Annotated in this window: 23 protein-coding genes; 8 read left to right on the top strand and 15 right to left on the bottom strand. The window is 44.9% G+C overall.

All coding sequences use genetic code 11. The annotated features are described in order from the left end of the window. Window positions 1-84 precede the first annotated feature (84 nt). Window positions 85-1,920 (bottom strand): molecular chaperone HtpG, encoded by a 1,836-nt coding sequence (gene htpG / locus F3J22_RS06825; protein WP_167015571.1) that lies wholly within the window; start codon window positions 1,918-1,920, stop codon window positions 85-87. A 385-nt stretch (window positions 1,921-2,305) separates the two neighbouring features. On the opposite strand from htpG, the gene rpsF reads away from it, so the two are divergent. The 8 genes from rpsF to F3J22_RS06785 all read left to right on the top strand — a co-directional run bounded on the left by rpsF (window position 2,306) and on the right by F3J22_RS06785 (window position 8,742). Further along, entirely contained in the window at window positions 2,306-2,656 is a 351-nt protein-coding gene (gene rpsF / locus F3J22_RS06820) for a 30S ribosomal protein S6 (RefSeq protein WP_205195154.1), read from the top strand. A 4-nt stretch (window positions 2,657-2,660) separates the two neighbouring features. Next, window positions 2,661-2,933: a 30S ribosomal protein S18 gene (rpsR, locus tag F3J22_RS06815; protein ID WP_073077706.1), complete on the top strand. Its 273-nt coding sequence runs from the start codon at window positions 2,661-2,663 to the stop codon at window positions 2,931-2,933. Between the two features lie 6 nt (window positions 2,934-2,939). Beyond that, a complete protein-coding gene (gene rplI / locus F3J22_RS06810) occupies window positions 2,940-3,386 on the top strand; it encodes a 50S ribosomal protein L9 (RefSeq protein WP_167015569.1) in 447 nt (148 codons plus the stop codon). A 106-nt stretch (window positions 3,387-3,492) separates the two neighbouring features. Beyond that, window positions 3,493-4,353, top strand: coding sequence for an RHS repeat domain-containing protein (locus F3J22_RS06805; protein ID WP_167015567.1), 861 nt, complete (start codon window positions 3,493-3,495; stop codon window positions 4,351-4,353). 68 nt (window positions 4,354-4,421) lie between these two features. Beyond that, window positions 4,422-5,045 (top strand): rhomboid family intramembrane serine protease, encoded by a 624-nt coding sequence (locus F3J22_RS06800; protein ID WP_167015565.1) that lies wholly within the window; start codon window positions 4,422-4,424, stop codon window positions 5,043-5,045. Window positions 5,046-5,107: 62 nt separating this feature from the next. Further along, entirely contained in the window at window positions 5,108-5,851 is a 744-nt protein-coding gene (locus F3J22_RS06795; RefSeq protein ID WP_167015563.1) for a hypothetical protein, read from the top strand. A 62-nt stretch (window positions 5,852-5,913) separates the two neighbouring features. Continuing rightward, window positions 5,914-6,288 carry a hypothetical protein gene (locus F3J22_RS06790; RefSeq protein ID WP_167015561.1) on the top strand — a complete coding sequence of 125 codons (375 nt, stop codon included), beginning with the start codon at window positions 5,914-5,916 and terminating at the stop codon, window positions 6,286-6,288. 87 nt (window positions 6,289-6,375) lie between these two features. Beyond that, complete coding sequence (locus F3J22_RS06785; RefSeq protein WP_167015559.1) at window positions 6,376-8,742, top strand: family 20 glycosylhydrolase; 2,367 nt, start codon at window positions 6,376-6,378, stop codon at window positions 8,740-8,742. A 24-nt stretch (window positions 8,743-8,766) separates the two neighbouring features. Here the strand turns inward: F3J22_RS06785 and F3J22_RS06780 are convergent, their stop codons facing one another. The 14 genes from F3J22_RS06780 to nuoF all read right to left on the bottom strand — a co-directional run bounded on the left by F3J22_RS06780 (window position 8,767) and on the right by nuoF (window position 24,359). After that, on the bottom strand, window positions 8,767-9,963 hold the full coding sequence (locus F3J22_RS06780) for a DUF2252 domain-containing protein (protein WP_167015557.1): 1,197 nt from the start codon (window positions 9,961-9,963) through the stop codon (window positions 8,767-8,769). A 61-nt stretch (window positions 9,964-10,024) separates the two neighbouring features. Next, the gene (locus F3J22_RS06775) at window positions 10,025-11,128 is read right to left on the bottom strand and encodes a D-TA family PLP-dependent enzyme (protein ID WP_205195153.1); all 1,104 of its coding nucleotides are present in this window, start codon (window positions 11,126-11,128) and stop codon (window positions 10,025-10,027) included. A gap of 30 nt (window positions 11,129-11,158) precedes the next feature. Further along, on the bottom strand, window positions 11,159-12,472 hold the full coding sequence (locus F3J22_RS06770; protein WP_167015553.1) for a gluconate:H+ symporter: 1,314 nt from the start codon (window positions 12,470-12,472) through the stop codon (window positions 11,159-11,161). A gap of 59 nt (window positions 12,473-12,531) precedes the next feature. Continuing rightward, window positions 12,532-13,809, bottom strand: a complete 1,278-nt coding sequence (locus F3J22_RS06765; RefSeq protein WP_167015551.1) for an ABC transporter permease — start codon at window positions 13,807-13,809, stop codon at window positions 12,532-12,534. Window positions 13,810-13,942: 133 nt separating this feature from the next. Next, entirely contained in the window at window positions 13,943-15,319 is a 1,377-nt protein-coding gene (locus F3J22_RS06760) for an NADH-quinone oxidoreductase subunit N (RefSeq protein ID WP_167015549.1), read from the bottom strand. A 23-nt stretch (window positions 15,320-15,342) separates the two neighbouring features. Next, entirely contained in the window at window positions 15,343-16,776 is a 1,434-nt protein-coding gene (locus F3J22_RS06755) for a NuoM family protein (RefSeq protein WP_167015547.1), read from the bottom strand. A gap of 33 nt (window positions 16,777-16,809) precedes the next feature. Continuing rightward, complete coding sequence (nuoL, locus tag F3J22_RS06750) at window positions 16,810-18,708, bottom strand: NADH-quinone oxidoreductase subunit L (RefSeq protein ID WP_167015544.1); 1,899 nt, start codon at window positions 18,706-18,708, stop codon at window positions 16,810-16,812. Window positions 18,709-18,764: 56 nt separating this feature from the next. After that, window positions 18,765-19,082, bottom strand: a complete 318-nt coding sequence (gene nuoK, locus F3J22_RS06745) for an NADH-quinone oxidoreductase subunit NuoK (RefSeq protein ID WP_167015542.1) — start codon at window positions 19,080-19,082, stop codon at window positions 18,765-18,767. Between the two features lie 43 nt (window positions 19,083-19,125). Further along, window positions 19,126-19,626 carry an NADH-quinone oxidoreductase subunit J gene (locus F3J22_RS06740; protein WP_240155014.1) on the bottom strand — a complete coding sequence of 167 codons (501 nt, stop codon included), beginning with the start codon at window positions 19,624-19,626 and terminating at the stop codon, window positions 19,126-19,128. Between the two features lie 54 nt (window positions 19,627-19,680). Beyond that, window positions 19,681-20,184, bottom strand: coding sequence for an NADH-quinone oxidoreductase subunit NuoI (gene nuoI, locus F3J22_RS06735; RefSeq protein WP_167015540.1), 504 nt, complete (start codon window positions 20,182-20,184; stop codon window positions 19,681-19,683). Window positions 20,185-20,237: 53 nt separating this feature from the next. Continuing rightward, the gene (nuoH, locus tag F3J22_RS06730; RefSeq protein WP_205195152.1) at window positions 20,238-21,281 is read right to left on the bottom strand and encodes an NADH-quinone oxidoreductase subunit NuoH; all 1,044 of its coding nucleotides are present in this window, start codon (window positions 21,279-21,281) and stop codon (window positions 20,238-20,240) included. A 39-nt stretch (window positions 21,282-21,320) separates the two neighbouring features. Then, window positions 21,321-22,412, bottom strand: a complete 1,092-nt coding sequence (locus tag F3J22_RS06725) for a 2Fe-2S iron-sulfur cluster-binding protein (protein WP_167015538.1) — start codon at window positions 22,410-22,412, stop codon at window positions 21,321-21,323. A gap of 115 nt (window positions 22,413-22,527) precedes the next feature. Next, window positions 22,528-22,905 (bottom strand): GxxExxY protein, encoded by a 378-nt coding sequence (locus F3J22_RS06720; RefSeq protein WP_167015536.1) that lies wholly within the window; start codon window positions 22,903-22,905, stop codon window positions 22,528-22,530. 95 nt (window positions 22,906-23,000) lie between these two features. Beyond that, window positions 23,001-24,359 carry an NADH-quinone oxidoreductase subunit NuoF gene (nuoF, locus tag F3J22_RS06715; protein WP_167015535.1) on the bottom strand — a complete coding sequence of 453 codons (1,359 nt, stop codon included), beginning with the start codon at window positions 24,357-24,359 and terminating at the stop codon, window positions 23,001-23,003. Window positions 24,360-24,518: the final 159 nt, after the last annotated feature.

The raw sequence follows: 24,518 nt of genomic DNA, 5'->3' as shown, positions 1-24,518 counted from the left end.
AGATTATCTCAAAGTCTTTTACCGGCATTTTACTGGTAATGATGATTTGAGATAATCTTTTTATGTAGATGATTATATTAATGCTTACGCCTCTTCTTCCTGGCTCATCAGCTCAACGCTTCTGTTGACGAAAGCGGTAAGATCAGCACCTGTCAGGAGGTTCTGGGAGAGTAACGCCAGGTCAGCCAGGTTTTTGATTTGCTTATGTTGCAGATCAGCGTTTTTCTCTCTGAGAATTTGCAGGTAAACCGGGTGGTTAGCGTTGATGGTCATATTGATTTCATCCGGCATGGCGGCGTACCAGTTCATACCGGCACCACCCATGTTGGCCATATCTTTCATACGACGCATGAACTCAGGACGGGTAACGATTACCGGCTGTACATCAGCGGTAAGCCCTTTCATATCCACTTTGATATTAGGCTGCGTAACCTCTGTGGTGAAGAGGTTTTTCAGTGTATCTTCCTGGTCCTGGGACAGCAGTGTTTCCACTGATTCGTCCTTATCGATCAGGTTATTGGCGATATCAGCATCCACGCGGGTAAACTGTACATTATCCCATTTCATTTCGATATTGTTGATAAATGCGGAATCCACCAGTGTTTCCATTTTTATAACAATAAAGCCTTTTTTACGGGCAGCCTGCACGTAGCTGTCCTGCGCCACAGGGTTGGTAGAATAGAGGATGACCAGTTTACCTTCCTTGTTGGTTTGCAGTGCAGTAGCGGCGGTGCGGTATTCTTCCTGTGTATAGAATTTACCATCTGCCACATCTTCCAGGAGCAGGAATTTATTAGCTTTCTCCAGGAATTTATCGTCGGTCATCATGCCATACTTCACGAAGAGGCCTACTGATTCCCATTTTTCTTCGAATCCTTTACGATCGTTACGGAACATTTCGTCCAGTTTATCAGCCACTTTTTTGGTGATATAACCGTTGATTTTTTTCACGTTAGGATCGCCCTGAAGGTAGCTGCGGCTAACGTTCAGCGGGATATCCGGGCTGTCGATCACACCATGCAGGAGCATGAGGAATTCAGGAACGATATCTTTCACCTCGTCGGTAACATATACCTGGTTGGAGTAGAGGTTAATTTTATCTTTCTGAATTTCGTAGCTCTTGCTGATTTTAGGGAAGTAGAGGATACCGGTCAGGTTGAACGGATAATCTACGTTCAGGTGTATCCAGAACAGCGGTGGTTCTGCGAAAGGATATAATTCTTTATAGAAGTTCTGATAATCTTCGGTGGTTAATTCGCTTGGTTTTTTAGTCCATGCCGGGCTGGTATTGTTGATTTGTTCGCCTTCGAACTTCACTGGTACTGGCAGGAACTTACAGAATTTTGTCAGGATAGATCTGATACGGCCTTCATCGAGGAATTCTTCGCTTTCGGCGTTGACATGCATGACAATTTCGGTACCGCGATCAGATTTGGCAGTTTCTTCGAGGGTATATTCCGGGCTGCCATCGCATTCCCATCTTACTGCCGGGGCGTCTTCTTTCCATGATTTGGTAAAGATTTCCACCTGGTTACTGATCATAAAGGAGGAGTAGAAACCGAGGCCGAAGTGCCCGATGATATTGGTTCCATTTTCCTGTCCTTTATATTTCTTCAGGAATTCTTCTGCACCGGAGAAGGCTACCTGGTTAATATATTTATCTACTTCTTCTGCGGTCATGCCCACGCCATGGTCCGCGATGGTGATTGTTTTTTTCTCTTTATCGAGTCTTACCTCGATATCGATATTTCCCAGTTCACCTTTAAACTCACCGACGCTGGCGAGGGTTTTAAGTTTTTGGGTGGCGTCAACGGCGTTACTTACCAGTTCACGAATAAAGATTTCGTGGTCGGAATAGAGGAATTTCTTGATGATCGGAAAGATATTTTCCGTTTGTACACGTATAGCACCTTTTTGCATGGGTAAACTAATTTTTAAATCCGAGGCGTTGGGTTCAAAGGTTGTGCCAGCGGGAAGCGGGCTGACAAGTTGACTGTTTGCCGCTGGAAGCGGGGTCTGGCATTTTATCAGATAATGCCTTCCGTTTGTTTTTCCCGTTTCTGGCCAGCGCCTTCGGCGCTGGCCAGAAACGGGTTTTAAGGGCTGCCTGAGGCAGCCCTTAAAACCCGTTCTACCGGTAGACTGTCCATACAAATAATAATATGTTATTAATTGATCTATAGCACAATACGCGAAAAAGAAAGAATATTATGGAATAAAGCTTCTTATTAACTGGAAATTGGGAATACTTCTGTATCTTTGCGATCCAAATTTTTTTATTAAACCTATCAAAAAACAGGGAATTATGAACTACGAATTGATGGTGATCTTTACCCCTGTGCTTTCGGAAGACGATTACAAAGCGGCTTCTAAAAAATTCGCTGATATCATTAAAGATAACGGCGGAAATGTAACGCACGAAAATCCCTGGGGATTAAGATCACTGGCGTATCCTATCCGGAAAAAGACTACAGGAATGTACCTGGTTCTGGAATACACTGCGCCAACCGACCTCAATGAGAAGCTGAAAGTTCAGCTGAACCGCGATGAAAATGTATTACGCCACATGACTACTGCGCTTGACAAATACGCTGTTGCGTATAACAACCGCAAGAACTACGGTGTAAATGCAGAATCTAAAACCACTGAAGCTTAAAATTATGGCAGTTAAACCGAAACAAGAGATCAAATACTTAACAGCCGTAAAAACTGAAAAACGTCAGAAGAAATACTGCCGTTTTAAGAAAATGGGCATCAAGTATGTAGATTACAAAGACGCGGAGTTTTTGAAGAAATTTCTGAACGATCAGGGCAAGATGTTGCCACGTCGTATTACAGGTAACTCCCTGAAATTTCAGCGTAAAGTAGCCCAGGCTATTAAGAAAGCTCGTCAAATGGCTTTATTGCCTTATGTTACTGACCTTTTAAAGTAAGAAGTTATGCAAATTATCTTAATACAAGACGTTGACAACCTGGGTCAGAAGAATGAACTGGTTTCCGTAAAGAATGGTTACGCCAGGAATTTCCTGATCCCTCAGAAGTTTGCGGTAGAAGCTAGTCCTTCTAACCTGAAACAACTGCAGGAACGCCTGAAAGTACAGAAAGTGAAAGAAGAGAAACTGCTGGCGGAAATCGCTAAAGTAGTGGAAGTTCTGAAAGCTTCTCCTGTTAAGATCGGCGCTAAAACCGGTACTTCCGGTAAAATCTTCGGTAGCGTTACCGGTGTTCAGATTGCTCGCGCAATTAAAGAACAGAAAGGTTACGAAATTGACCGTCGCCGTATCCACATCATCGATGATGTGAAAGAATTAGGTACTTACAAAGCTCGCCTGGATTTCGGTAAAGGCAACGAAACCGAACTGGAATTCGAAGTTGTAGCTGAGTAATATTCGGTTTTACCGAAAAGAGATTTCCTCTCCTGGTAACGGGAGAGGATTTTTTTTGCCCCTACTCCACTATTTTATTATTTTCAGGGCATATATCCGCCCATTCATGAAATATTTATTCGCCCTCTTTCTCCCGGTGTTTATCACCGCATGCAACGCGCAACGCGGTAAATTCACCACTCCACGCCTGCAGGCCATCACCGTCCACGGTGAACAAAAGCCGGCACTGGCTTTCAAATACAACGACAAAGGCCAGCTTACCGCCATTACCCGTTATATCAATACCTCCGATACCACCACTGTCCGGTTCGATTACGACCGCTTCAGCCGCGTTACCGGCATGACATACGAACAGGACAATGGCAACCAGACCACCGTGGCCCAAACAGCCACCGTTACCGACTGGGACCTCAATGGAAATATCCGCCAGGTCGACTTCTTCAATAAAAACCATCAGAAAGTACAGACAGCCCAGGTAAGATGGCTCAACAACCAGCCACTCTCACTTAAATACAACCAATCCAGACAGGCCACTTCCTGGAACTACGTAGAAGGAAATGCCGACTGGAAAAATATTAAACAGGCAGAAGACAACGATACTACCATCTATTTTACCACCTCTCAATATGAATGGGATTTCTCCCGCAACCCCATGAGAGACCTCGCCAATCAGCTGCTGCTGACGGATTCCTTACCACAATGCCATCCGGAAGCACCATTGCCTGATCTCTGCAACCTGATGCTGCATATCAGCCGCAATAACCCGTCGCTGGTAAGGCTGAAGGAAAACCAGCAGACAACTGCCGGTAAAAGCATTTCTAGTTTTAACAGAACAACTACCGTACAATATATTTACGCCTACAACAGCAATGGCTATCCTAAAAGTGCGCAGGTATTTGTCAATACGGAGGGTTATACCCACCTGAAATCCCAGCAGCAAACCATGGTTGACTATCAGTACGAATAGCCGGAGATTTGCCATAATGCCTGCTGATTTCAGGAACAATTACCCGATTTTTTCGTAACTTATCATGAATGCAAATCAGTAAGCACCTTAGGAATATGCCGGTAACTCTGGCGCTGATCGCCGTAAATACCATCGTGTTTTTGGTGATAGCTGTCAGCCGGTATGATTTTTTATCGGGTAATGCGGATGACCTGCTTCACAGCGGCGCTAATTACTGGCCGCTGACAGTAGATCAGCAACAATACTGGCGCATCTTTACCAGCATGTTCCTGCATGCCGGATTATGGCATCTTATCACCAACATGATGGGATTGTTTATAGCCGGCCTGTTCCTGGAACCGGTAGTAAGAGGCCCCCGCCTATGCATTATCTACTTTGCCACCGGATTATTCGCCGACTATGCGAGCATCTGGTTTCACAGGGATGCGGTGGCCGTAGGTGCCTCCGGTGCTATATTTGGCGTATATGGGGCCTTCCTGGCACTATTAACCACGTCTTTATTCAAAACAACGGCACGCATTCCATTCCTGGTGTTTATCGGATTATTTGCAGGACTTAATATCATTGCTGCTTTTTTTGTAGGAGAGATAGATAATGTTGCCCATATATCAGGCTTTATCAGCGGGATCATCTGCGGATATCTGCTATATCCTACCTTATCTGAATCCGACGGAAACAGATTGCCCGGATAATCATCTAACCATATCATAACTACTATTACTTACTTTTGCAGATCAGAAATTTTAAAAAGTATATGTACAAAAACCTGATTTATCTGATAGCCGTTGCCTGTGTACTCGCAAGCTGCGGCCAGCGTAAAACGAAAGAACCTGCCGCCGATTCTACGGGTATTGTATTTGCAGATGTACCCGCCACTTCTGAAGAACCAATCGATACTGTTGAACTGGCCAACAAAACATTCTTAGTTTATACCATCGATTCTGCTGTATTTGAAAAATTCAAAGCACAACCTATCGACACCAGTGAAGCACTTGCATTGAGTCGCGACACCAGCGTTAAACGCATGGGAAGCAGCCTGCAGTTCAGATTAGACAATGGCAAAACATTAACACTGACAGATAACGACAGCGAAAATGACACCACAGAAAATGCATTCGCACATTATCTCTATGTAAGTAATTTTCCTGCAATACATCGTAAAGGCGTCATCGTTTACTATTACGAATCACAGGACTATCTGCTGGTAGATACCCGCAATGGCGACACCTTACACATCTGGGCCGAGCCTATCTTCTCTCCGGACAAAAAACACCTGCTCTGTGCTTCCATGGACCTTGTGGCAGCCTTTATGCCAAACGGTTTTCAATGGTATGATATCGACAAAGACAGCATTGTTTACAAAGGAGAAGCCAACCTGGAAAAGTGGGGACCAACAGAAACCAAATGGGTAGATCCCAAAACAATTCTCTGCCAGTACATTACCATAGATGAAGAAGGAAATACGCAATCTTCCTATGTAAAAATGGTAATGCAGTAACCAGTTTGTAGCATGACTTTTTTTTGTAACTTAATTGAAGCATTCATCTTTAATCCCGTCACATGAAAAAGTTATTCCTTCTACTGCTCATTATCATTTCAGCCGGGCAATTTGCAGCAGCACAGCAAAACCCGACCATGAATATCGAGGGAACGGCGTCTTCCATTATCGGCAAACTCGATAAATCCATACAGCTGAATGAAGTACAAAAGCCGAAATTGTTAACGGTCGTTACCAATTATCTGCAACAAAAAAGTAATCTTCAATCGCTGCAGGTCACCAATGAAAAAGCGTACAAGACAAAAATAAACAGTATGCAGAATGGCTTGCATACCAGGCTGAAAACCATACTATCTGATACGCAGTATGCCTCGTTTCTTGACCTGAAACCTAAGGCGCCAGACGCCACAAATGTACTTACGCAACTTTACTATTAGAATTGGGCATAAATGCCTATTTTGTATGATAATCAAACCTTCACCTTTAGTGTGAAGGTTTTTTTTATCAGTGAACAATCCATCATTATGAAATCGCTCAAAGAAAACCTCCGTCTGTTATTGCCGGCGGCTATGCTGCTGCCTGCCATTGCATCCAGCGCGCAGCAAGTGCCCGATTCTGCTGCTTTTGCACAGGCAGTGAAATCCATAGCACCCGTAACCTTACCCCAAAGCGGAACAGGAAAAATTATTATTCCTGCCGCCCCTGCGGGTTATCAGCTGCTGCTGAAAGGCAGCGACAGAAACCCGGTGATTGATAGTCTGGGCAAGATTACCACACCGCTGAATGATGCTGTTGTCAGTTTGTACTTTGTGCTGCGCAGAACACAAGATGGCGCAGAAATGGACGCACCGCAGCAACTTACCGTACCTGGAAAATATGGTAAACAGGAAGCTGATCAGCCTACAGTAATACCTGCATTGCGCGAATGGCACAGCCAGACAGGAACCTACGCTTTAAGCGGAACTACCAACATCGTAATAGATCCTGCGTTTGCAAAAGAATTAAGTGCAGGCGCCAACATCTTCCTGGAGGATCTTCAAACGATTACCCATAGCCACACTCATAAAATAATTCTTGGTAAACCTGCTAAGGGTGATATATACCTGACATTAAATACTATTGATAAAAGTCTGGGCAAAGAAGGATATATGATGCAGATAGATGACCAGATCACTATCAACGCACTCCATCAGCAGGGCGCTTTCTGGGCTACGCGTACTATTCTGCAGTTACTGGAACAGGATATAACCCACAGGAATATACGAAAAGGAATCACCCGTGACTATCCGAAATATGCTATCAGAAGTTTTGTACTCGACGACGGCAGAAAGCTGTTTACGCTGGATTTCGTCAGACATTACGTAAAATTCATGGCCTACTACAAGATGAATGATTTCCATATTCATCTGAACGATAACGGCTTCGTGAAATTCTTTGGCGATAACTGGGACAGCACCTATTCCGCATTCCGCCTGGAAAACAAGACTTATCCCGGACTTACCGCTAAAGATGGCTTTTATACAAAGCAGCAATTTATTGATCTGCAGTCGCTCGCAGACAGTCTTTCCGTAACAATCATTCCTGAAATTGATGTTCCTGCGCATTCACTGGCATTCAGCAAAGCAAATCCTGCAGTTGCAAGTACTAAATACGGCCGGGATCACCTGAACCTGGACCCTGTTTCCTGGGAAATGGTAGATAATGTATTTAAAGAATACCTGGAAGGCCCTAATCCGGTCTTTAAAGGCGCTGAAGTACATATCGGCACTGATGAGTATGCAAAAGAGGAATCAGAGAAATTCAGGGCATTTACTGATCATCTGATAAAGTTTGTAGAAGGTTATGGCAAGAAAGTAAGGATGTGGGGATCGCTGACACATGCGCAGGGAAAAACACCTGTCAAATCAGAAGGCGTAACCATGAATGCCTGGTACAACGGTTATGCAGAACCAAGAGAGATGATCCGCCAGGGATATGATCTTATCAGCACACCAGATGGCTGGTTATATATCGTACCAGCTGCCGGTTACTATTACGATTACCTGGACATCAAAAAAATCTACGAAAAATGGGAGCCAAATATGATCGGTAATGTCACTTTCCCATATGGACACCCTAAAATCAAAGGCGGCGCCTTTGCGGAATGGAACGACCATTGTGGCAATGGTATCACCCAGGAAGATGTGCATGACCGCGTATTTCCGGCAATGCAGGTGCTTGCAGAAAAAATGTGGACCGGCCATACCACTATCAGCAACTATGACAAATATGAACAATTAAGCAAGTTGATAGGTGAAGGTCCGGGACTTAACATGAGAGGAAAATACACTGGTAAGGATTCCTTATTACTATCATACAATTTCGAAAAAGGAAAAGCTACTGACATCAGCGGCAACAACAGGAACGCTATCAAAAGCAGCAATGCAAAAATTGGCAGCACGCTGAAGCTCAATGGTGGCAATAGCTACATCAGCACGCCTTTAGCTACTATCGGATATGATTACACGGTAAGTTTTGATATCAATCCGGCAGAAAACAATGCGGAAAATGCAGTCATCTTCTCCGGCCCTGTCAGTGTGGTGAAGTTAAAACAAGGATCTTCCGGTAAACTGGGATTTTCAAGAGAAGGCTATAACTATTTCTTCGACTATGTGGTACCTGCCAATACCTGGACGCATATCGAAATATCTGGCAATAACAAAGGCACGGCACTCTTCGTAAATGGCAAGCTGGTACAGCGTTTACAAGACGAGAAAATTACTTTCCCGAATACAAAAGACAAGAATGCAAAAGTGCAGACGCTTGTTTTTCCTTTGCAGCTGATTGGCGCCACCGCCAACGCTTTTAATGGTGAAATTGATAATCTGAAAGTCTATAATTACGCAAAATAATGCTGACAGCTGTCGTCCTGTAAATCAGGATGACAGCTGTTTTTTATCATAGGCCGCAGCAAAAACCTTAAAGTCTTTATTCACTTTTACCGCGTAGGATTTCACATAATCATAGAGCTGCGGTTTCCATGTTTTAGCTGTTTTGGCAAAGGCGATCAATTCATCTGCAATCGCAGATCCCTGACGGCCTCCCGACCGCAGGCAATCCCACGCACAGATTTGCCCCATCGACGTAGATATTTCTTTCAGGGCAGGTATATTCCCATTAAATAACTGAAAATCCAATTTATCTGCCGAAGGCTGTAACGACTTTAATATATAATGTTTGCCCATCACTTCCACACTGCGTAACAAGGCCGGTGAAGCTGCCTGTATACGCTTCTGTACTTCTGTCACTCTGTCTGCTTCATTCTTCCACTTTGGCTGAGGAAAGTCGTGATACTGAAGGATACAGGAAGGCAATGCCTCTTTCAGATCGAGCAGGTAATAAACATCTTTGTATGTGACTAAGATGATGTAGCGGTAACCACCAAGACTACCGGTGCCGGCTATACGATAAGCAATATCCTTAATCACCATTTTACTCAGTCGCGGTTCATCTTCCATGTAATGCTGCAGCGCTGTTTTCAGGTCGTGTTTCTCTTCTGGCGGCGCTTTGAGGGTTTTAACACCGTCGATGATCAGTTTCGGTTTTTTATCCTTGAAGTACATCCGCTTGCTCATAAAAACATCGTGGCTCCTGTTTTTGACAGTATCCAGGAATTGTTTGATAGTGCCTGTGGCTGCCTGCTTCTCCAACGACCTGATATAACCGGCGCTTAATGTTGCCATATAGGCATCCATGAAAATATTGAACAGCTCCTTAGCACCGGCGGTATTAATTCCCAGCACATCCGATGCCACGAGGCCACTGCATAGCAGTCGCGCAGGGTCTACGAGGCAAGGCGCCAGTATAGATTCGTCAAAATCATTGATATCGAAATAAGGAATGTGATTATCGGCCTTGTAACTTCCGAAGTTTTCGAGGTGCATATCTCCGCAAATCCAGGCCATCGGGGATTTTAACAAACTACTTTCAGCCGGAAGGTCCTCATAAAACAGGTGACAGGAGCCTCTGAAAAAACGAAAAGGGTTCTGTCTCATTGCCGCATACTTCAACTGCAACATTTCCGGTATACGTCCTTTGTTGAAGTCAACTATGCGGGATACAACGTTTTCCATAAGAAGGTAAATTTATATAGCGCTTCCGCGCTATTTAAATTTACCAAATATTCAAGATATATCAGATGATGATTTGCCGGTCGCGGGCAATTACTTTCCAGGTGGCTACCACCTCCTGCTGTTCGGCTACATAGGCCTTTTCATATAATGCCACTGTAGGACAAACATGCAACGGCACGCCGTAACACACCGTCCCCACCGGATATTGGCTACTGTCGTTCACCTTCAGTACCAGATGTTCCTCGCTTTGTGAAACGATCGTAGCATCCGGGATATTGAGGTATTGCACACGGGGCTGCGGACTTTCTGCGGCAACGGATTTATGTCCGAGGTCAAGACAGATAAGCTGCTGATCAATAACAGAAATCACCCTGCTTAATACGAGGGCGGCATATTTAAAATGTTGCTCAGGTAGATTTCTGGCGTAGCCAAAATCCCAGAATACGAAGGTTCCCGGACTACATTCTATTGTATGTCGCTGTGCATGGATGGGGAATGTGGGAGATCCGCCGGCAACAACAATTGGAGCGGGGAGTCCGCTTATAACCGTATCCACTACCATCTGATGAACAGGCTCGTAGGCTTCGTTGCAACGTTCGGTACGTGTAGCCATGTCCGTATCGTGGATATGCCCATCGTAGGCATGCAGGCCAATGGTGTTGATACCCGGCAGCTGCTGCAGTTGCTGGTACAATACCAGTGCGGCTTTACCGGGTTTGATACCCGTACGGTTCATACCTACATTAAGATCTACATATACCTTAAGCTTTTTGCCGATGGCAGCAAAAGCGTCACTGATTTTCGTAGCGGCGTCCATGTTATCCACCAGGCAACTAAACATGGTATCCGGATATTTCTGTACCAGCTCCAGCAGCCTGATTACTTTAGGTCCCACCGGCTGATAGGCCAGTAATACATCCGGCGCCTTCGCCAGTGCGCACATTTCTGCTTCTGCGATGGTAGCGCATTTGAATTTTTCAATTCCGGCGGCTATCATCAGTGCCACCACTTCTGTGATTTTATTTGTTTTGACGTGAGGACGCAGGCGCTTCACATCATCGATCATTGTTTTAAGCAGATTTATATTCTCTATAATTCTCTCTTTATAGATAATTAATGCAGGAGAATCTACCTGATCTACATTCTTTAATTCAAACCATTCCATCATATAAAATTTAAGCAGGAATCCTTACAACTAAACAAACAGGCTTAATAATAATGCCCCTAACAGTCCGGTAACCGAAACGATCGTTTCCATTACAGACCATGTTTTGATCGTATCTTTCACTGTCAAGTTAAAGTATTCTTTAAACATCCAGAAACCGGCATCGTTAATATGTGAAAACATCAGGCTGCCTGCGCCGGTAGCCAGCACCATCAGATTCGGATTTACGCCGGAAGGCCCTACTAATGGCGCAACAATCGCGGCGGTTGTCAAACCCGCTACAGTAGCAGACCCTATACATATTCTTATAATGGCTGCGATACCCCATGCGAGCACCAGCGGGTGCAGGTGCTGTTCTATCAGCGCTGCCGTGATATAATCGCTGACCTTACTATCGTTTAATAACTGCGTCAGTGCGCCGGAACCACCGATGATCAGGATAATAACCGCCACATCTTTTACCGCCTCATCCATGATACCCATTACTTTTTTCATAGGTACTTTTCTTCTGAGACCCAGCAGGTAAATCCCATTCAGCACCGCCAGCAACATCACGATCAGCGGATCACCCAGCCAGGTAGCAATTTCAAATCCCAGCGATCCTTCTTTGACCCATAGCTTTGCCAGGGCCGTGAGCGCCAGTAATAATACAGGCAGCATCGCAGCAAACAGACTTGGAACCATACCCGGAATTTCATTTTCAGGCAGTTCTTTGGCCGCAAACAGTTTGGAAGGAGTATTCCTATATCCTTTCAGAAACCGGCTAAAAACAGGGCCCGCCAGCACGATAGCGGGAATTGCCAGCATCATACCATAGAGCAACGTCATACCCATGCTAGCATGAAAATAAGAGACGAGGGCCGTAGGAGAAGGATGAGGAGGAAGATAGCCGTGCGTTACAGACAGCGAAGCCAGCATTGGAATACCAAGATATACTGCAGGTAAGCCTGTTCTGGCAGCCACCGTAAAAATCAACGGCACCATTAATACAAAACCGATATTATAGAACAACGGAATACCAACAATAAAACCGGTGATCATCAGCGACCACTGTACATATTTTGGACCCAGCAATTGCATGAGTCCACCGGCAATCCGTTGTGCCGCTCCACTCTCTGCCACCAGTTTTCCCAGCATAGCACCAAATACAATGACCACTATCAGTGAACCCAGGGTTTTACCAATACCGGTTTGTATAGACTGGGTAATAGCAGAGATATTCATATGCAGCGCCAACCCCATCAGGATAGACACGATCAGGAATGAAAGAAAGGTATTCAGTTTACACCAGGTAACCAGAACGACTAACAGTAAAATGGCAGCGATTACAATGAGGATGGGCATATCTGCTCGTTTTTTGGTAACGGACAAGATATAAAAAAGAAATCCGAAAATGCAATCTGCTATTCGTAGCGCAGTGCGATAATAGGGTCCAGTTTGGACGCCTTAATAGCAGGGTATATGCCCGAGATTAGTCCTACGACAGCGCAAATACTTACACCGATCATAATCCATAGCCACGGTATGATAAAAGGAGAGCTGAATATAACAGAAACGATATTACCCAATAGCATACCGGCAATCACACCGATGACGCCTCCCATCAGACTGATGACAATGGCCTCATAGAGGAATTGCATACGTACGACTTTGCTCGTGGCGCCGAGCGCTTTGGTAACACCGATTTCGCGGGTACGTTCCGCAACGGAAACCAGCATGATATTCATGAGGCCAATAGCAGAACCGAAGAGGGTAATGAAGGCAATGACGATGGCGAAGAGGTTCACTTTACTTAACATGGAGAACAGCATTTCTGCAATGCTGTCGCTTTTGCTGATAACGAAATTATCTTCTTCGTTGAGCCCCAGTCCGCGGATAATCCGAAATACCCCGATGGCTTCTCCCTGGGCGGGTTCCATCTGGGTAATATTTTTTACAGCGATACCTATCTGGTAAGATGCAGACGGGCGATTAAATATTCTTCGTGTATTGTTGACCGAAGTGATGACCACATTATCGGCACTCATCAGGTTACTGCTTCCTTTGGAGGCCAGTACACCAATGACACGATAACGTACGTCTCCCACCCTGATGGTATTATTGATAATATTCTTCATTTTTTTGCCGAAGAGTTTTTCGGCAACATCTTTACCAAGGATAGCCACGTTGCGGCCGGATTCTACGTCAAGACTGTTTAAATTACGGCCTTCTGATACGGTATAATTGGAAATGGCGAGATAATTTTCATCACCACCTATAACGGTTACGTTAGGGTTGGTTTTCTTGTCGTCTTTATAAACGGTGGCGCTACCAGTAGCGCGGAAATTGATGGACACATCTGCCGGGAAATGATATCTGTCTTTGAAGGCGAGGGCATCCTGGTAGGAGATAATTTTATTACTGTTGGACTTCTTTACCTTCTTCTGGTTTTTATTTCCTTTGGAGGCCGTCTCATTGCCGTCGCCCATTCTTACCTGTATGTCCCTGTTTCTGATGGAAAAGCTATTCGCCCCCATCATTGCGAAGCTGCTGTAAATACTGGTTTTAATACTATCGATAGCCGTGAGGATACCAACAAGTACCATGATACCCAGCGCGATAATAGAAACGGTGAGACCGGTTCGGAGTTTATTTCCGCTTACAGAACGATATGCCAGTTGAAAGATATCTCGGGATTGCATAATTACGGGTTAATAGTAAAGTTAATATAATAATACATGCAAACCGATCTTATTTGGGATGAGTGGTTGGCCGGAAAACAAAAAGGGCCTGCAGCTGAGTGCAGGCCCTTTTAAATAATATCTGATCTCGTGATTACAGGCAACCTATCAGGAGGCTTGGGCAGATACCCAGTGCCAGTACGAGGATAATTGTCAGGATCAGGGCAGCTTTGAAACCACCGGAAACTGGTTCTACTTCAGGTTCGCCCTGTTTGAAGTACATGGCGATGATCACGCGGAAGTAGTAGTATACGCTGATAGCGGCGCAGAGCACAGCCAGGATAACCAGCCAGAGGAGGTGACCTTGCTGAATGGCAGCTGCGAGTACGAAGTATTTAGCGAAGAAGCCGGCAGTTACCGGGATACCTGCCAGTGACAGCAGACAAACGGTTACGGTCAGGGCCATCAGTGGCTCTTTACGCGCCAGGCCATTGAAGCCTTCGAAAGTATAATCTTTCTTCATGCGCATCAGTACGGCGAATACGCCAATAGTAGCAACACTGTATGCTGCTGCATAAAGAATGATACCCTGAGCAGCCATCTGGTTGTTAGCGATTACTGCAAACAGCATGAAACCTGCCTGCGCGATACTGGAGTAAGCCAGCATACGCTTCACACTCTGCTGGAATACAGCGGTAAAGTTACCTATTACCAGTGTCAGGGCGGTGATGATTGACAGGATCAGCATCCAGTGCTGGCTGATAGCGCCACCTTCGAATGCTGTATGGAACAGGCGTACAAAGGCAACAAAACCACCCGCTTTTACTACGGTAGCCATGAAAGAAGTAAACACGGTTGGTGAACCGTCGTATACATCAGGTGTCCAGAAGTGGAAAGGAGCGGCAGATACTTTGAAAGACAGTGCAAAAGCAACCAGGATGATACCGCATAAAGACAGTGGGTTGATTTCCGCAGTGCCCAGGCCCAATGCATTGATATCAAAGGTACCGGCAGCACCGTAGATCAGCGCAATACCCATCAGCAGTACACCCGTAGTGAATGAACCGGTAAGGAGGTACTTCAGGGACGCCTCATTGCCTTTTAAGCTTTTCTTATCGGCACCCGCCAGGATATACTGTGGGATAGACATGATCTCGATAGCCAGGAACAACATCAGCAGATTGCTGAAGCTGGAAGCCAGGATAATACCGGAGAGTATAAAGAATATCAGGGCGAAATAATCAGCCACATGTTCTCCTACTTTCTCAAACTCACTACCCGACAACAGGAAGTACAACAAGGTAGCACCCAAAGCCACAGCATTGAAAATCACGCTGAATTTGGATACTTCTATCATACCATACAGGATATAACCACCCAGTTGCACTGTAGGTAACAGTGCCAGGTCAGCAATAAGACATATGATAACGGCCGCGATGGCAAAAAATTTAATATGCTGCTTATTGCGTACAAATAAACCGACAAACATCAGAACAACGCCCGATAAAGCAGTAGAAATTAGTGCGTTCATATTTTTGCGTTACAAAACCCCGATTAAAATTTAAGAACTAACTCTGTTGTGCTGCTCACCAGGTCCAGGATTGGTTTTGGATAAACACCCAGTACCAGGATGATGGCAACAACCAGGCTTAAAGCCAGGGTCTCTCCAGGCTGTAAGTCGGTAGTCGTTTCCGTTAATGCATTTCCATTGCCGAATATTACCTTCTGGATCATATTCAGTGTATAAACTGCCGCCAGGATGATACCCAGACCTGCAATTGCCATGAACCAGTGGTTATATTGGAAAAGGCCGCTGAACATCAGGAATTCACCCACAAAACCGTTGGTCAGTGGTAAACCGATGTTAGCCAGACTTATTATTACAAGGAATGTAGCCATACGAGGCGCTTTCTGAGCAATACCGCCCAGTTCGTCCAGGTTTTTCACTTTCAGTCGGTTCTGGATAATTTCAACGATTATCCACATACCGATGATATTGATACCGTGGTTGAACATCTGTAACAGCACACCCTGCATGCCCTGCTCTGTTCTGGAGAAGATAGCAGCGCACATCAGGCCGATGTGGGCGATGGAAGAGTAAGCGATCAGGCGTTTGAAGTCGCTCTGTACCATCGCGATGCAGGATGCATAAACGATACCGATGATAGAGAGAACGATGGCAACATCTGACCACATTCTTGCTCCTTCAGGCAGTACCGGCACCAGCCAGCGGATGATACCGAACAAACCCATTTTTACCATGACACCGGAAAGGATCATCGTAACCGGAGTCGGAGACTGTTCGTAAGTATCCGGCTGCCAGGTATGGAAAGGAAAAATTGGCATTTTGATGGCAAAAGCCACAAAAAACAGCCAGAAGAGCCAGTTTTGCTGATCAGCGCTCAGGTGTAAAGCAGTGAATGATTCCCAGCTGAAGCTATGATCAGGGCTCTGTGCATACAGGTAGATAATACCTACCAGCATCAACAGGGAGCCAAGGAAAGTATAAACAAAGAACTTAAAGGTAACGGCGATACGCTTTTCACCACCCCACATAGAGCAGAGGAAGTAAACAGGGATTAACGCCAGTTCCCAGAATATGTAAAACAACAGGGCATCGTAAGCGGTGAATACACCGGTTAAACCAGCCTGAGATAATAACATTAAACCGTAAAAACTGCTGGACCTTTCGGTGTCGCGGTTCCAGATGGTAATGTAAACAAGCAGAAAGGCAATCGCTGTAAGTAAACAGAGCATCATGCCCATTCCATCTAACCCTACTTTGAATTGACTTCCCAGCTGGGGAATCCAGTTAGCAACAAAGCTCAAACTTTGAGGTGCTGTACGGAAACTGCACCATGCACCAACTGCTGTAGCCAGTGTTGCCAGAGATGCTACCATCGCCAGCACTTTCGGCCCGGATCCCTTCAGGCCAAATGCGATAAGGCCCGCTATGAAAGGAATCAATATTAATAAAACTGTCAACATAATTTATCTGCGCTTGTAACTTCTGCTATTGGTTTATAATAAGAATCCGATCACAAATAATACGATCATACCGATGACCATGGCAAAGATGTAGAATCCAACGTTACCGGTCTGGATAAGACGGATCTGCTGACTTCCCCATTTAACACCGCGGCCAACACCATTTACCAGCCTGTCAATTCCGGACTTTTCAATTGTATCACGGAAGAAACGGGCGAGTTCGTATAATGGACGTACGATAACGGCATCATATATTTCATCAACATACCATTTGTTCTCCAATACTTTTGCAAAACCAGTGTTCTCTGCATCGGTATACTGGTAGCCACTGAATTTCTTCACCGCTACTACAATCATAATGATCACCAGCACAGAACTGATTCCCATCAGCATCCATTCAGTACCTGCACCCAGGTGGTGTGCTACTGCAAAAGGAGCAGACGGAGCGAAGATTGGTTCCAGGTATTCAGCCAGGAAATTTGGTGCATGGAATACTTCCGGCATACCAACATAACCACTGAATACAGAGAAAAATGCCAGAATAACCAATGGAATAGTCATTGCAGCAGGACTTTCATGCAGATGATGCTCCTGTTCGTGTGTACCACGGAATTCGCCGAGGAATGTCATAGCATACAAACGGAACATATAGAAGGCAGTCATCAGTGCACCAAATAAACCTAATACATAATAGCTGATGTTCACACCAAATGCACTGGCCAGGATTTCATCCTTGGAGAAGAAACCGGACAAACCAGGCACACCGGCGATAGCCAGACAGCCAATTAAGAAGGTAATATGCGTTGTAGGCATGTATTTTTTCAGTCCGCCCATTTTACGAATATCCTGTTCGCCACCCATCGCATGGATAACAGAACCGGAACCGAGGAACAGCATCGCTTTAAAGAAAGCGTGTGTCATTACATGGAAAACTGCTGCACCGTAAGCGCCAACGCCCAGTGCAAGGAACATATAACCCAGCTGGCTCACCGTAGAGTAAGCCAATACTTTCTTGATATCATTTTGTTTGAGCGCGATAGAAGCAGCAAATACAGCGGTAACAACACCGATGATAGCAACGATCGACTGTACACAAGGCGCAAGTGTATATATGATATTGCTACGTGCAATCATATAGATACCCGCAGTAACCATGGTAGCAGCGTGGATCAGGGCAGATACTGGAGTAGGACCCGCCATCGCATCAGGTAACCAGGTATACAGCGGAATCTGCGCTGATTTACCGGTAGCACCAATAAAGAGGAAAGCTGCAATAGCAATCAGCACCGGAGAATTCATACCCAGTGGAGCTGCTTTTGCAAAAACTTCAGGGAAAGTAACCGTACCAAATTGTGTAATGATGAAGAAGATACCCAGCAGGAATCCGAGGTCACCAATACGGTTCATGATAAAGGCTTTCTTCGCAGCATTGTTATAGCTGGTATTTTTAAACCAGAAACCGATGAGGAGGTAAGAGCAAAGACCTACACCTTCCCATCCGATAAACATCATCACGTAGTTTGCACCAAGTACAAGAATAAGCATGGAGAATACGAAGAGGTTGAGATACGCGAAGTACCTGGCAAAACCTTCATTACTTTCATCATGCATGTAAGCGGTAGAGTAGATATGAATCAATGTACCTACGCCCGTAATTATCAGGAGGAATAAAGCGCTCAGCTGATCTACCTGGAAGGCAAACGGGATGTTAAGTGATCCAACTGAGATGAAATCAAACAGGGTTACTGTTTGCGGGGTGAATCCCGGTGCTTTCACCTGGAAAAATATTAATAAGCTCACCACAAAGGCAGCCAACACCGTACTGCTTCCAACAAACCCTACGAGGGACTTGGATAAAAACCTGCGTCCCAATCCATTCACCAGGAAACCTAATAATGGTAAAAATGGTACCAGCCAAACTAGATTAATCATTTATCAATTCTATTTACGACGTCGAAACAATTAATAATTATGAAGGATGAGAATTATTAATTTTTCAGCCTGTTAAGAATGTTAATATCTACCGAGTGTGTATTTCTGTAGACCATGGTGATGACAGCCAGACCTACGGCTACTTCCGCAGCAGCTACCACCATAATAAAGAATACGAACAGCTGCGCTGATCCGGCATCTACCCTTCCGGCATCTGCCCACATTTTAGAAAATGCTACCAGCAGCAGGTTTACCGCATTTAACATCAGCTCTATGCACATAAAGATGATGATGGCATTTCTGCGCATCAGTACTCCCATCACACCAATGCAAAACAGGGCGATACTCAGGAATATGTAATATTGAACAGGCATAAAAATGAATTACGAGTTACGAATTATGCTGACCTGTAAGCGATCAGTCTTTTTTACCAATTACTACAGCACCTACCATTGCACTCAGAAACAGGATACTGCTCACTTCAAAAGGAATAACATACTGGGTAAACAACAGTTTACCGAGGTTATGGATTAATCCTACTTCTGAAGCATTGTCAGTTAATGCAGGCATGCTTGCATCACGCAATGCCGCTACCAGTACTACCAGTAATGCACCGCCACTGATGGCGCCCGCATATTTCAGCCAGTTCCGTTTCTGTGGTTCTACTTCCGCGTTCAGGTTCATCAGCATCATTACATAAAGGAACAATACCATGATGGCTCCCGCATAAACGATGATATGCACAACTGCCAGAAACTGAGCATTGAGCAGAATATAATGACCCGCGATTGCGAAGAACGTAATGATCAGACACAATACACTGGATACCGGATTTTTACTCAATACCACGCCCAGAGCTGATACCAGCGCTACGAACGACAGCACCATGAAAATTATTTGTTGGATACTCATTCCCATCTCTGCTATGTTTGACTATTGTATTTTTAGCTTAAATGCCGCTTGTTAATGAAATTATTTACCAGTCTTAGGATTTGGGATCAGCAGATCCTCTTTTCCATAGATAAATGTTGTACGCTGGTAAGCGCTTGGAGGAAATGTTTCTGACATATACACCGCATCTTTCGGGCAAGCCTCTTCACAGAATCCACAGAAAATGCAACGCAGCATGTTAATCTCATAACGGGCAGCGTATTTCTCTTCACGGTACAGATTTTCTTCTCCCGGCTTTCTTTCTGCTGCTTCCATGGTGATAGCTTCAGCAGGGCAGGCAACAGCGCAGAGACCACAGGCAGTACATCTTTCACGTCCTTCCTCATCTCTGTTCAATACGTGTAATCCACGGAAAACCGGGCTGAATTCACGTCTTTTTTCAGGGAAAGGGATGGTAGCCTTACGTTTGAAAAGGTGCTTCATGGTAATACCCATACCCCTTGCAATGGCAGGGAGGTACAGCTTTTCCACGAACGACATCGGCCTGCGATCAACCGGTTTTGCCCTATTAGTTAAACTTTGCATAATCAATGCTTATTTTGGACCTGCCACTGTTACATGGCAGGTATGATTCTCAATTAACGATGTAAGTATAATACTGTTGCTCCTGTTGCCAGCATGTTGAACAATGCCAGCGGAATCAATACTCTCCAGCCCAGACGCATCAGCTGATCATATCTGAAACGTGGTAACGTCCAGCGTACCCACATAAAGAAGAAGATGAAGAGCAGCACTTTGATAAACAGCGCAAAGAATCCGAGGATGGTCAGCAGGTTAGGCGAAACACCCAGGCTATCCATTCCAGGGAAAGCATAGCCACCAAAGTACATGGTAGCCATCAGCGCAGAGCTGATAAACATATTGATATACTCAGCAAACAGGAAGAAACCCAGCTTCATGGAGGAATACTCCAGGTGATAACCACCGTTCAGCTCATTCTCCGCTTCCGGAAGATCGAAAGGAGCACGGTTACATTCTGCAAAAGCACAAATCAGGAAGATCAGAAAACCTAGTGGCTGATACCATACGTTCCACATGCCATGACGCTGTTGTTCAACGATTTCTTTCAGACTGAGTGTACCTGTCCACATTAAGAGGGCAATCAAGGCCAGTCCCATCGGCAGCTCATAGGAGATGATCTGGGAAGCAGCACGTACAGATGCCAGCAGGGAATATTTATTATTGGATGCCCAGCCACCGATCATGATACCATAAACACCCATACCTACTACGGCAAAGATGAAGAGGATACCGATGTTTACGTCTGCCACCTGCAAGGAAACCTCGCGGCCGGCAATGGTCAGGGTATCGCCCCATGGAATAACGGCGCTGGTCATACAAGCCACCACCATAGCAATGGATGGGCCGAGGATGAAGAGGAATTTGTTGGAGTTGGTAGGAATGATTTCTTCTTTGAAGAACAGTTTACCACCATCTGCCAGCGGCTGGAATAAACCCATAAAACCTGCACGGTTAGGACCAAAACGATCCTGGATCCAGGCCGCAACCTTTCTTTCACCCCAGGTAGAATACATCGCTACTACCAGTGAGAGCATCAATACCGCTGCTATCAGCGCTATTTTCTCCAGAATAAAAAACCAGTCTATGCTTAATAACGTCATTACCAAATACTATTACGAATTACGAATTGCGAGTTACGATTATTTCTTATCAAAATCGTCCGAATGAGCTGGCCCGTCGATTTTTGACAAATCAATATTCGGCCTGTTTACCTGGCTGGTACTGTGGATATCGAACAGCAGTTTAGGCTGACGTCCGTCCAGTACTTCTACCAGTGGATCTTTCGGTTTTACAGTATTTACATAATGGCCCTGGCTGATAACGCTATGGCGGTCGATTTGACGAGGCCCTTCAATAGTCCAGTCTTTCACCTCTTTCTTGTCGAAGCGGCAGGTATCACAGATCCACTCTTCTACTTCACCAAATTGATCTTTACGTGCAGTTACACGGAAGATTTCATCACCACGCATCCAGAGAACGGTTTTACCGCAGCATTTAGGATTGTCGCAATGACGGTGAGCATTTACCGGTTTCAGGAACCATACACGGTTTTTGAAACGGGCCGTTTTATCGGTGAGAGCACCTACCGGACAAACATCAATCACGTTACCGATGAAGTCGTTGTCCAGGTTTTGTTGAATATATGTACTGATCTGGGAGTGGTCGCCTCTGTCGAGTATACCGTGTTCACGTTTTTCTGTCAGCTGGTCAGCTGTGAATACGCAACGGTAGCAGAGGATACAACGGGTCATATGCAACTGGATATGCTCACCGAGATCAATTTTTTCGAATGTTCTGCGTTTGAATTCGTAGCGGGTAGATTCAGCACCGTGCTCATAGCTCAGGTCCTGAAGGTCGCACTCACCTGCCTGATCACAAACAGGACAGTCGAGCGGATGGTTTATCAGCAGGAATTCCACAATACCTTTACGTGCTTCCAGTACTTCAGGGGAAGTGATATTAGCTACTTCCATACCGTCCATAACAGTAGTACGGCAGCTGGCAACCAGCTTAGGCATAGGGCGAGGATCTGCTTCAGATCCTTTGGTTACTTTTACCAGGCAGGTACGGCATTTACCGCCACTTCCCTGCAGTTTGGAATAATAACACATAGCCGGTGGCACCACATCTCCTCCAATACCACGCGCTGCGTTCAATATGGTTGTACCAGGTTCGACCTCCACGGAGATGTTATCGATCTTAACCTTGAATAATTTTTTTTCCTCCGCCATTGTTTTCAGTTTGTTGCCCGCAAGCGGGCTTTTTATTTTTCTTTCTTTGCTCGCAAAGCAGCATAAGCAGCAGAGCAGCAAAGGATTAAGTTTTGTTTAATTATTATTGTTTCACCTATATTCTATAAACTACCCGGTGAATACCATCTTTAATAAGCTTAACATTAAAGTTGATCAATAGACCTAGTCTTAAATCTGTAAGCTTTAGATATGTATATAGTTGTTTATAGTGTACGTCTTCCAGTGCTTTGACAGATTTTAGCTCAATTATTATTTTATGATTGATGATTAAATCTGCTTTAAAGGCATTTGGAACAACCATTCCTTCATGTTCAATATCTATTTCAGCTTGCTCTTGTACATGATAATTCTTTTTACGTAACTCATATGCAAGTAATTGCTGATAAACAGATTCAAACAGCCCTGGACCGTATTTCTGGTGTAAATAAAAACAAAGATCTACAACCTCTTTCGAGATTTCATTTTCAGTCATGGATGAAATATTTGTGGGTTAACAGATACTGAAAATAACTATAACATAATATTCTTTGCTGCTCTGCTGCTTATGCTGCTTTGCGAGCAAAAAAACTACACAGCTGCCGGAACCGGTAATGGGTCAGCATAATGTGCTAAACCAAAGTTGCGGCGTTGTGCTTCTTCCGGATTTTTGATATGCCATTCGAACTCGTCGCGGAAATGACGGATAGCTGCTGCTACCGGCCATGCTGCGGCGTCGCCGAGCGGACAGATGGTATTACCTTCGATTTTACGCTGGATATCCCAGAGTAATTCGATGTCACTCATCTTACCTTTACCATATTCAATGTTTTTCAACACTTTCTCCATCCATCCGGTACCTTCACGGCAAGGGCTGCATTGTCCGCAGCTTTCGTGGTGGTAGAAACGGGCAAAGGTCAGGGTATTACGTACGATACACTGATCTTCGTCCATTACGATGAAACCACCGGAACCCAGCATAGAACCGGTTGCGAAACCGCCTTCTGCCAGACCTTCGTAGGTCATCATACGCTTTTCACCTTTTGCCGTATTCAGCAGCAGGTTTGCTGGCAATACCGGAACAGAAGATCCACCAGGGATACATGCTTTCAGGCGTTTGCCATTTTTGATACCACCGCAGTATTCTTCTGAGAAGATGAATTCTTCTACGGAGATGTTCATCTCAATTTCATATACCCCTGGTTTGTTGATATTACCACAGGCTGAAATGAGTTTAGTACCGGTAGATTTACCAGTACCCAGGCCAATATATGCATCAGCGCCGTAGTTAATAATAGGAACTACAGCTGCCAGTGTTTCAACGTTGTTTACTACAGTAGGGCACTGCCAGAGGCCTTTTACCGCAGGGAACGGAGGTTTGATACGCGGATTACCACGTTTACCTTCCAGCGATTCAATCAACGCAGTCTCTTCTCCACAGATATAAGCACCCGCACCGCGTTGTACATATATCTCCAGGTCGAAACCGGTTCCCTGAATATTTTTACCTAACCAGCCGTTATTTTTTGCTTCTGCAATTGCCTGCTCAAGAATATCAGGAATCCAGGCGTATTCACCACGGATATAGATATAGCAAGCATTTGCTCCCAGTGTAAAGCTGGAAATGAGTAATCCTTCGATCAGCAGGTGAGGGATAAACTCCATGAGGTAGCGGTCTTTAAAAGTACCTGGCTCAGACTCATCGGCATTGCAAACGAGGTAACGGGGAACGCCTTCAGGTTTTGCAATAAAACTCCATTTCATGCCGGTAGGGAAACCCGCGCCACCACGGCCACGCAGGCCGCTCTTCTTCACTTCTTCCAGTACAGCTTCAGGGCCCATTGATTTAAGCGCCTTTTCAGCTGCCGCATAACCGCCATTTTTCCGGTAGGTGTCGTAATACCGGATACCTTCAATATGTGCGTTTTCTAACAGTAATTTGCGTCCCATTTTCTTCCTTATAGTATGATGACATGATCTTGTTTGAAAGCGTCATCAACAGATTTGTGATGTAAAGTTGTTTGACCTTCAGGCTTTGCTAACCCCTTTTTTTGCAATACGATCACCAAGCCGGTAAAACAGAATGCCGGAAAGTATTCCGCATACAAG

The sequence above is a fragment of the Chitinophaga sp. Cy-1792 genome (genome assembly GCF_011752935.1).
In the GTDB taxonomy this organism is placed as follows: domain Bacteria; phylum Bacteroidota; class Bacteroidia; order Chitinophagales; family Chitinophagaceae; genus Chitinophaga.
The sequence above is the reverse complement of the archived record's forward strand: the minus strand, read 5'-3'. Positions and strand labels throughout refer to the sequence as shown.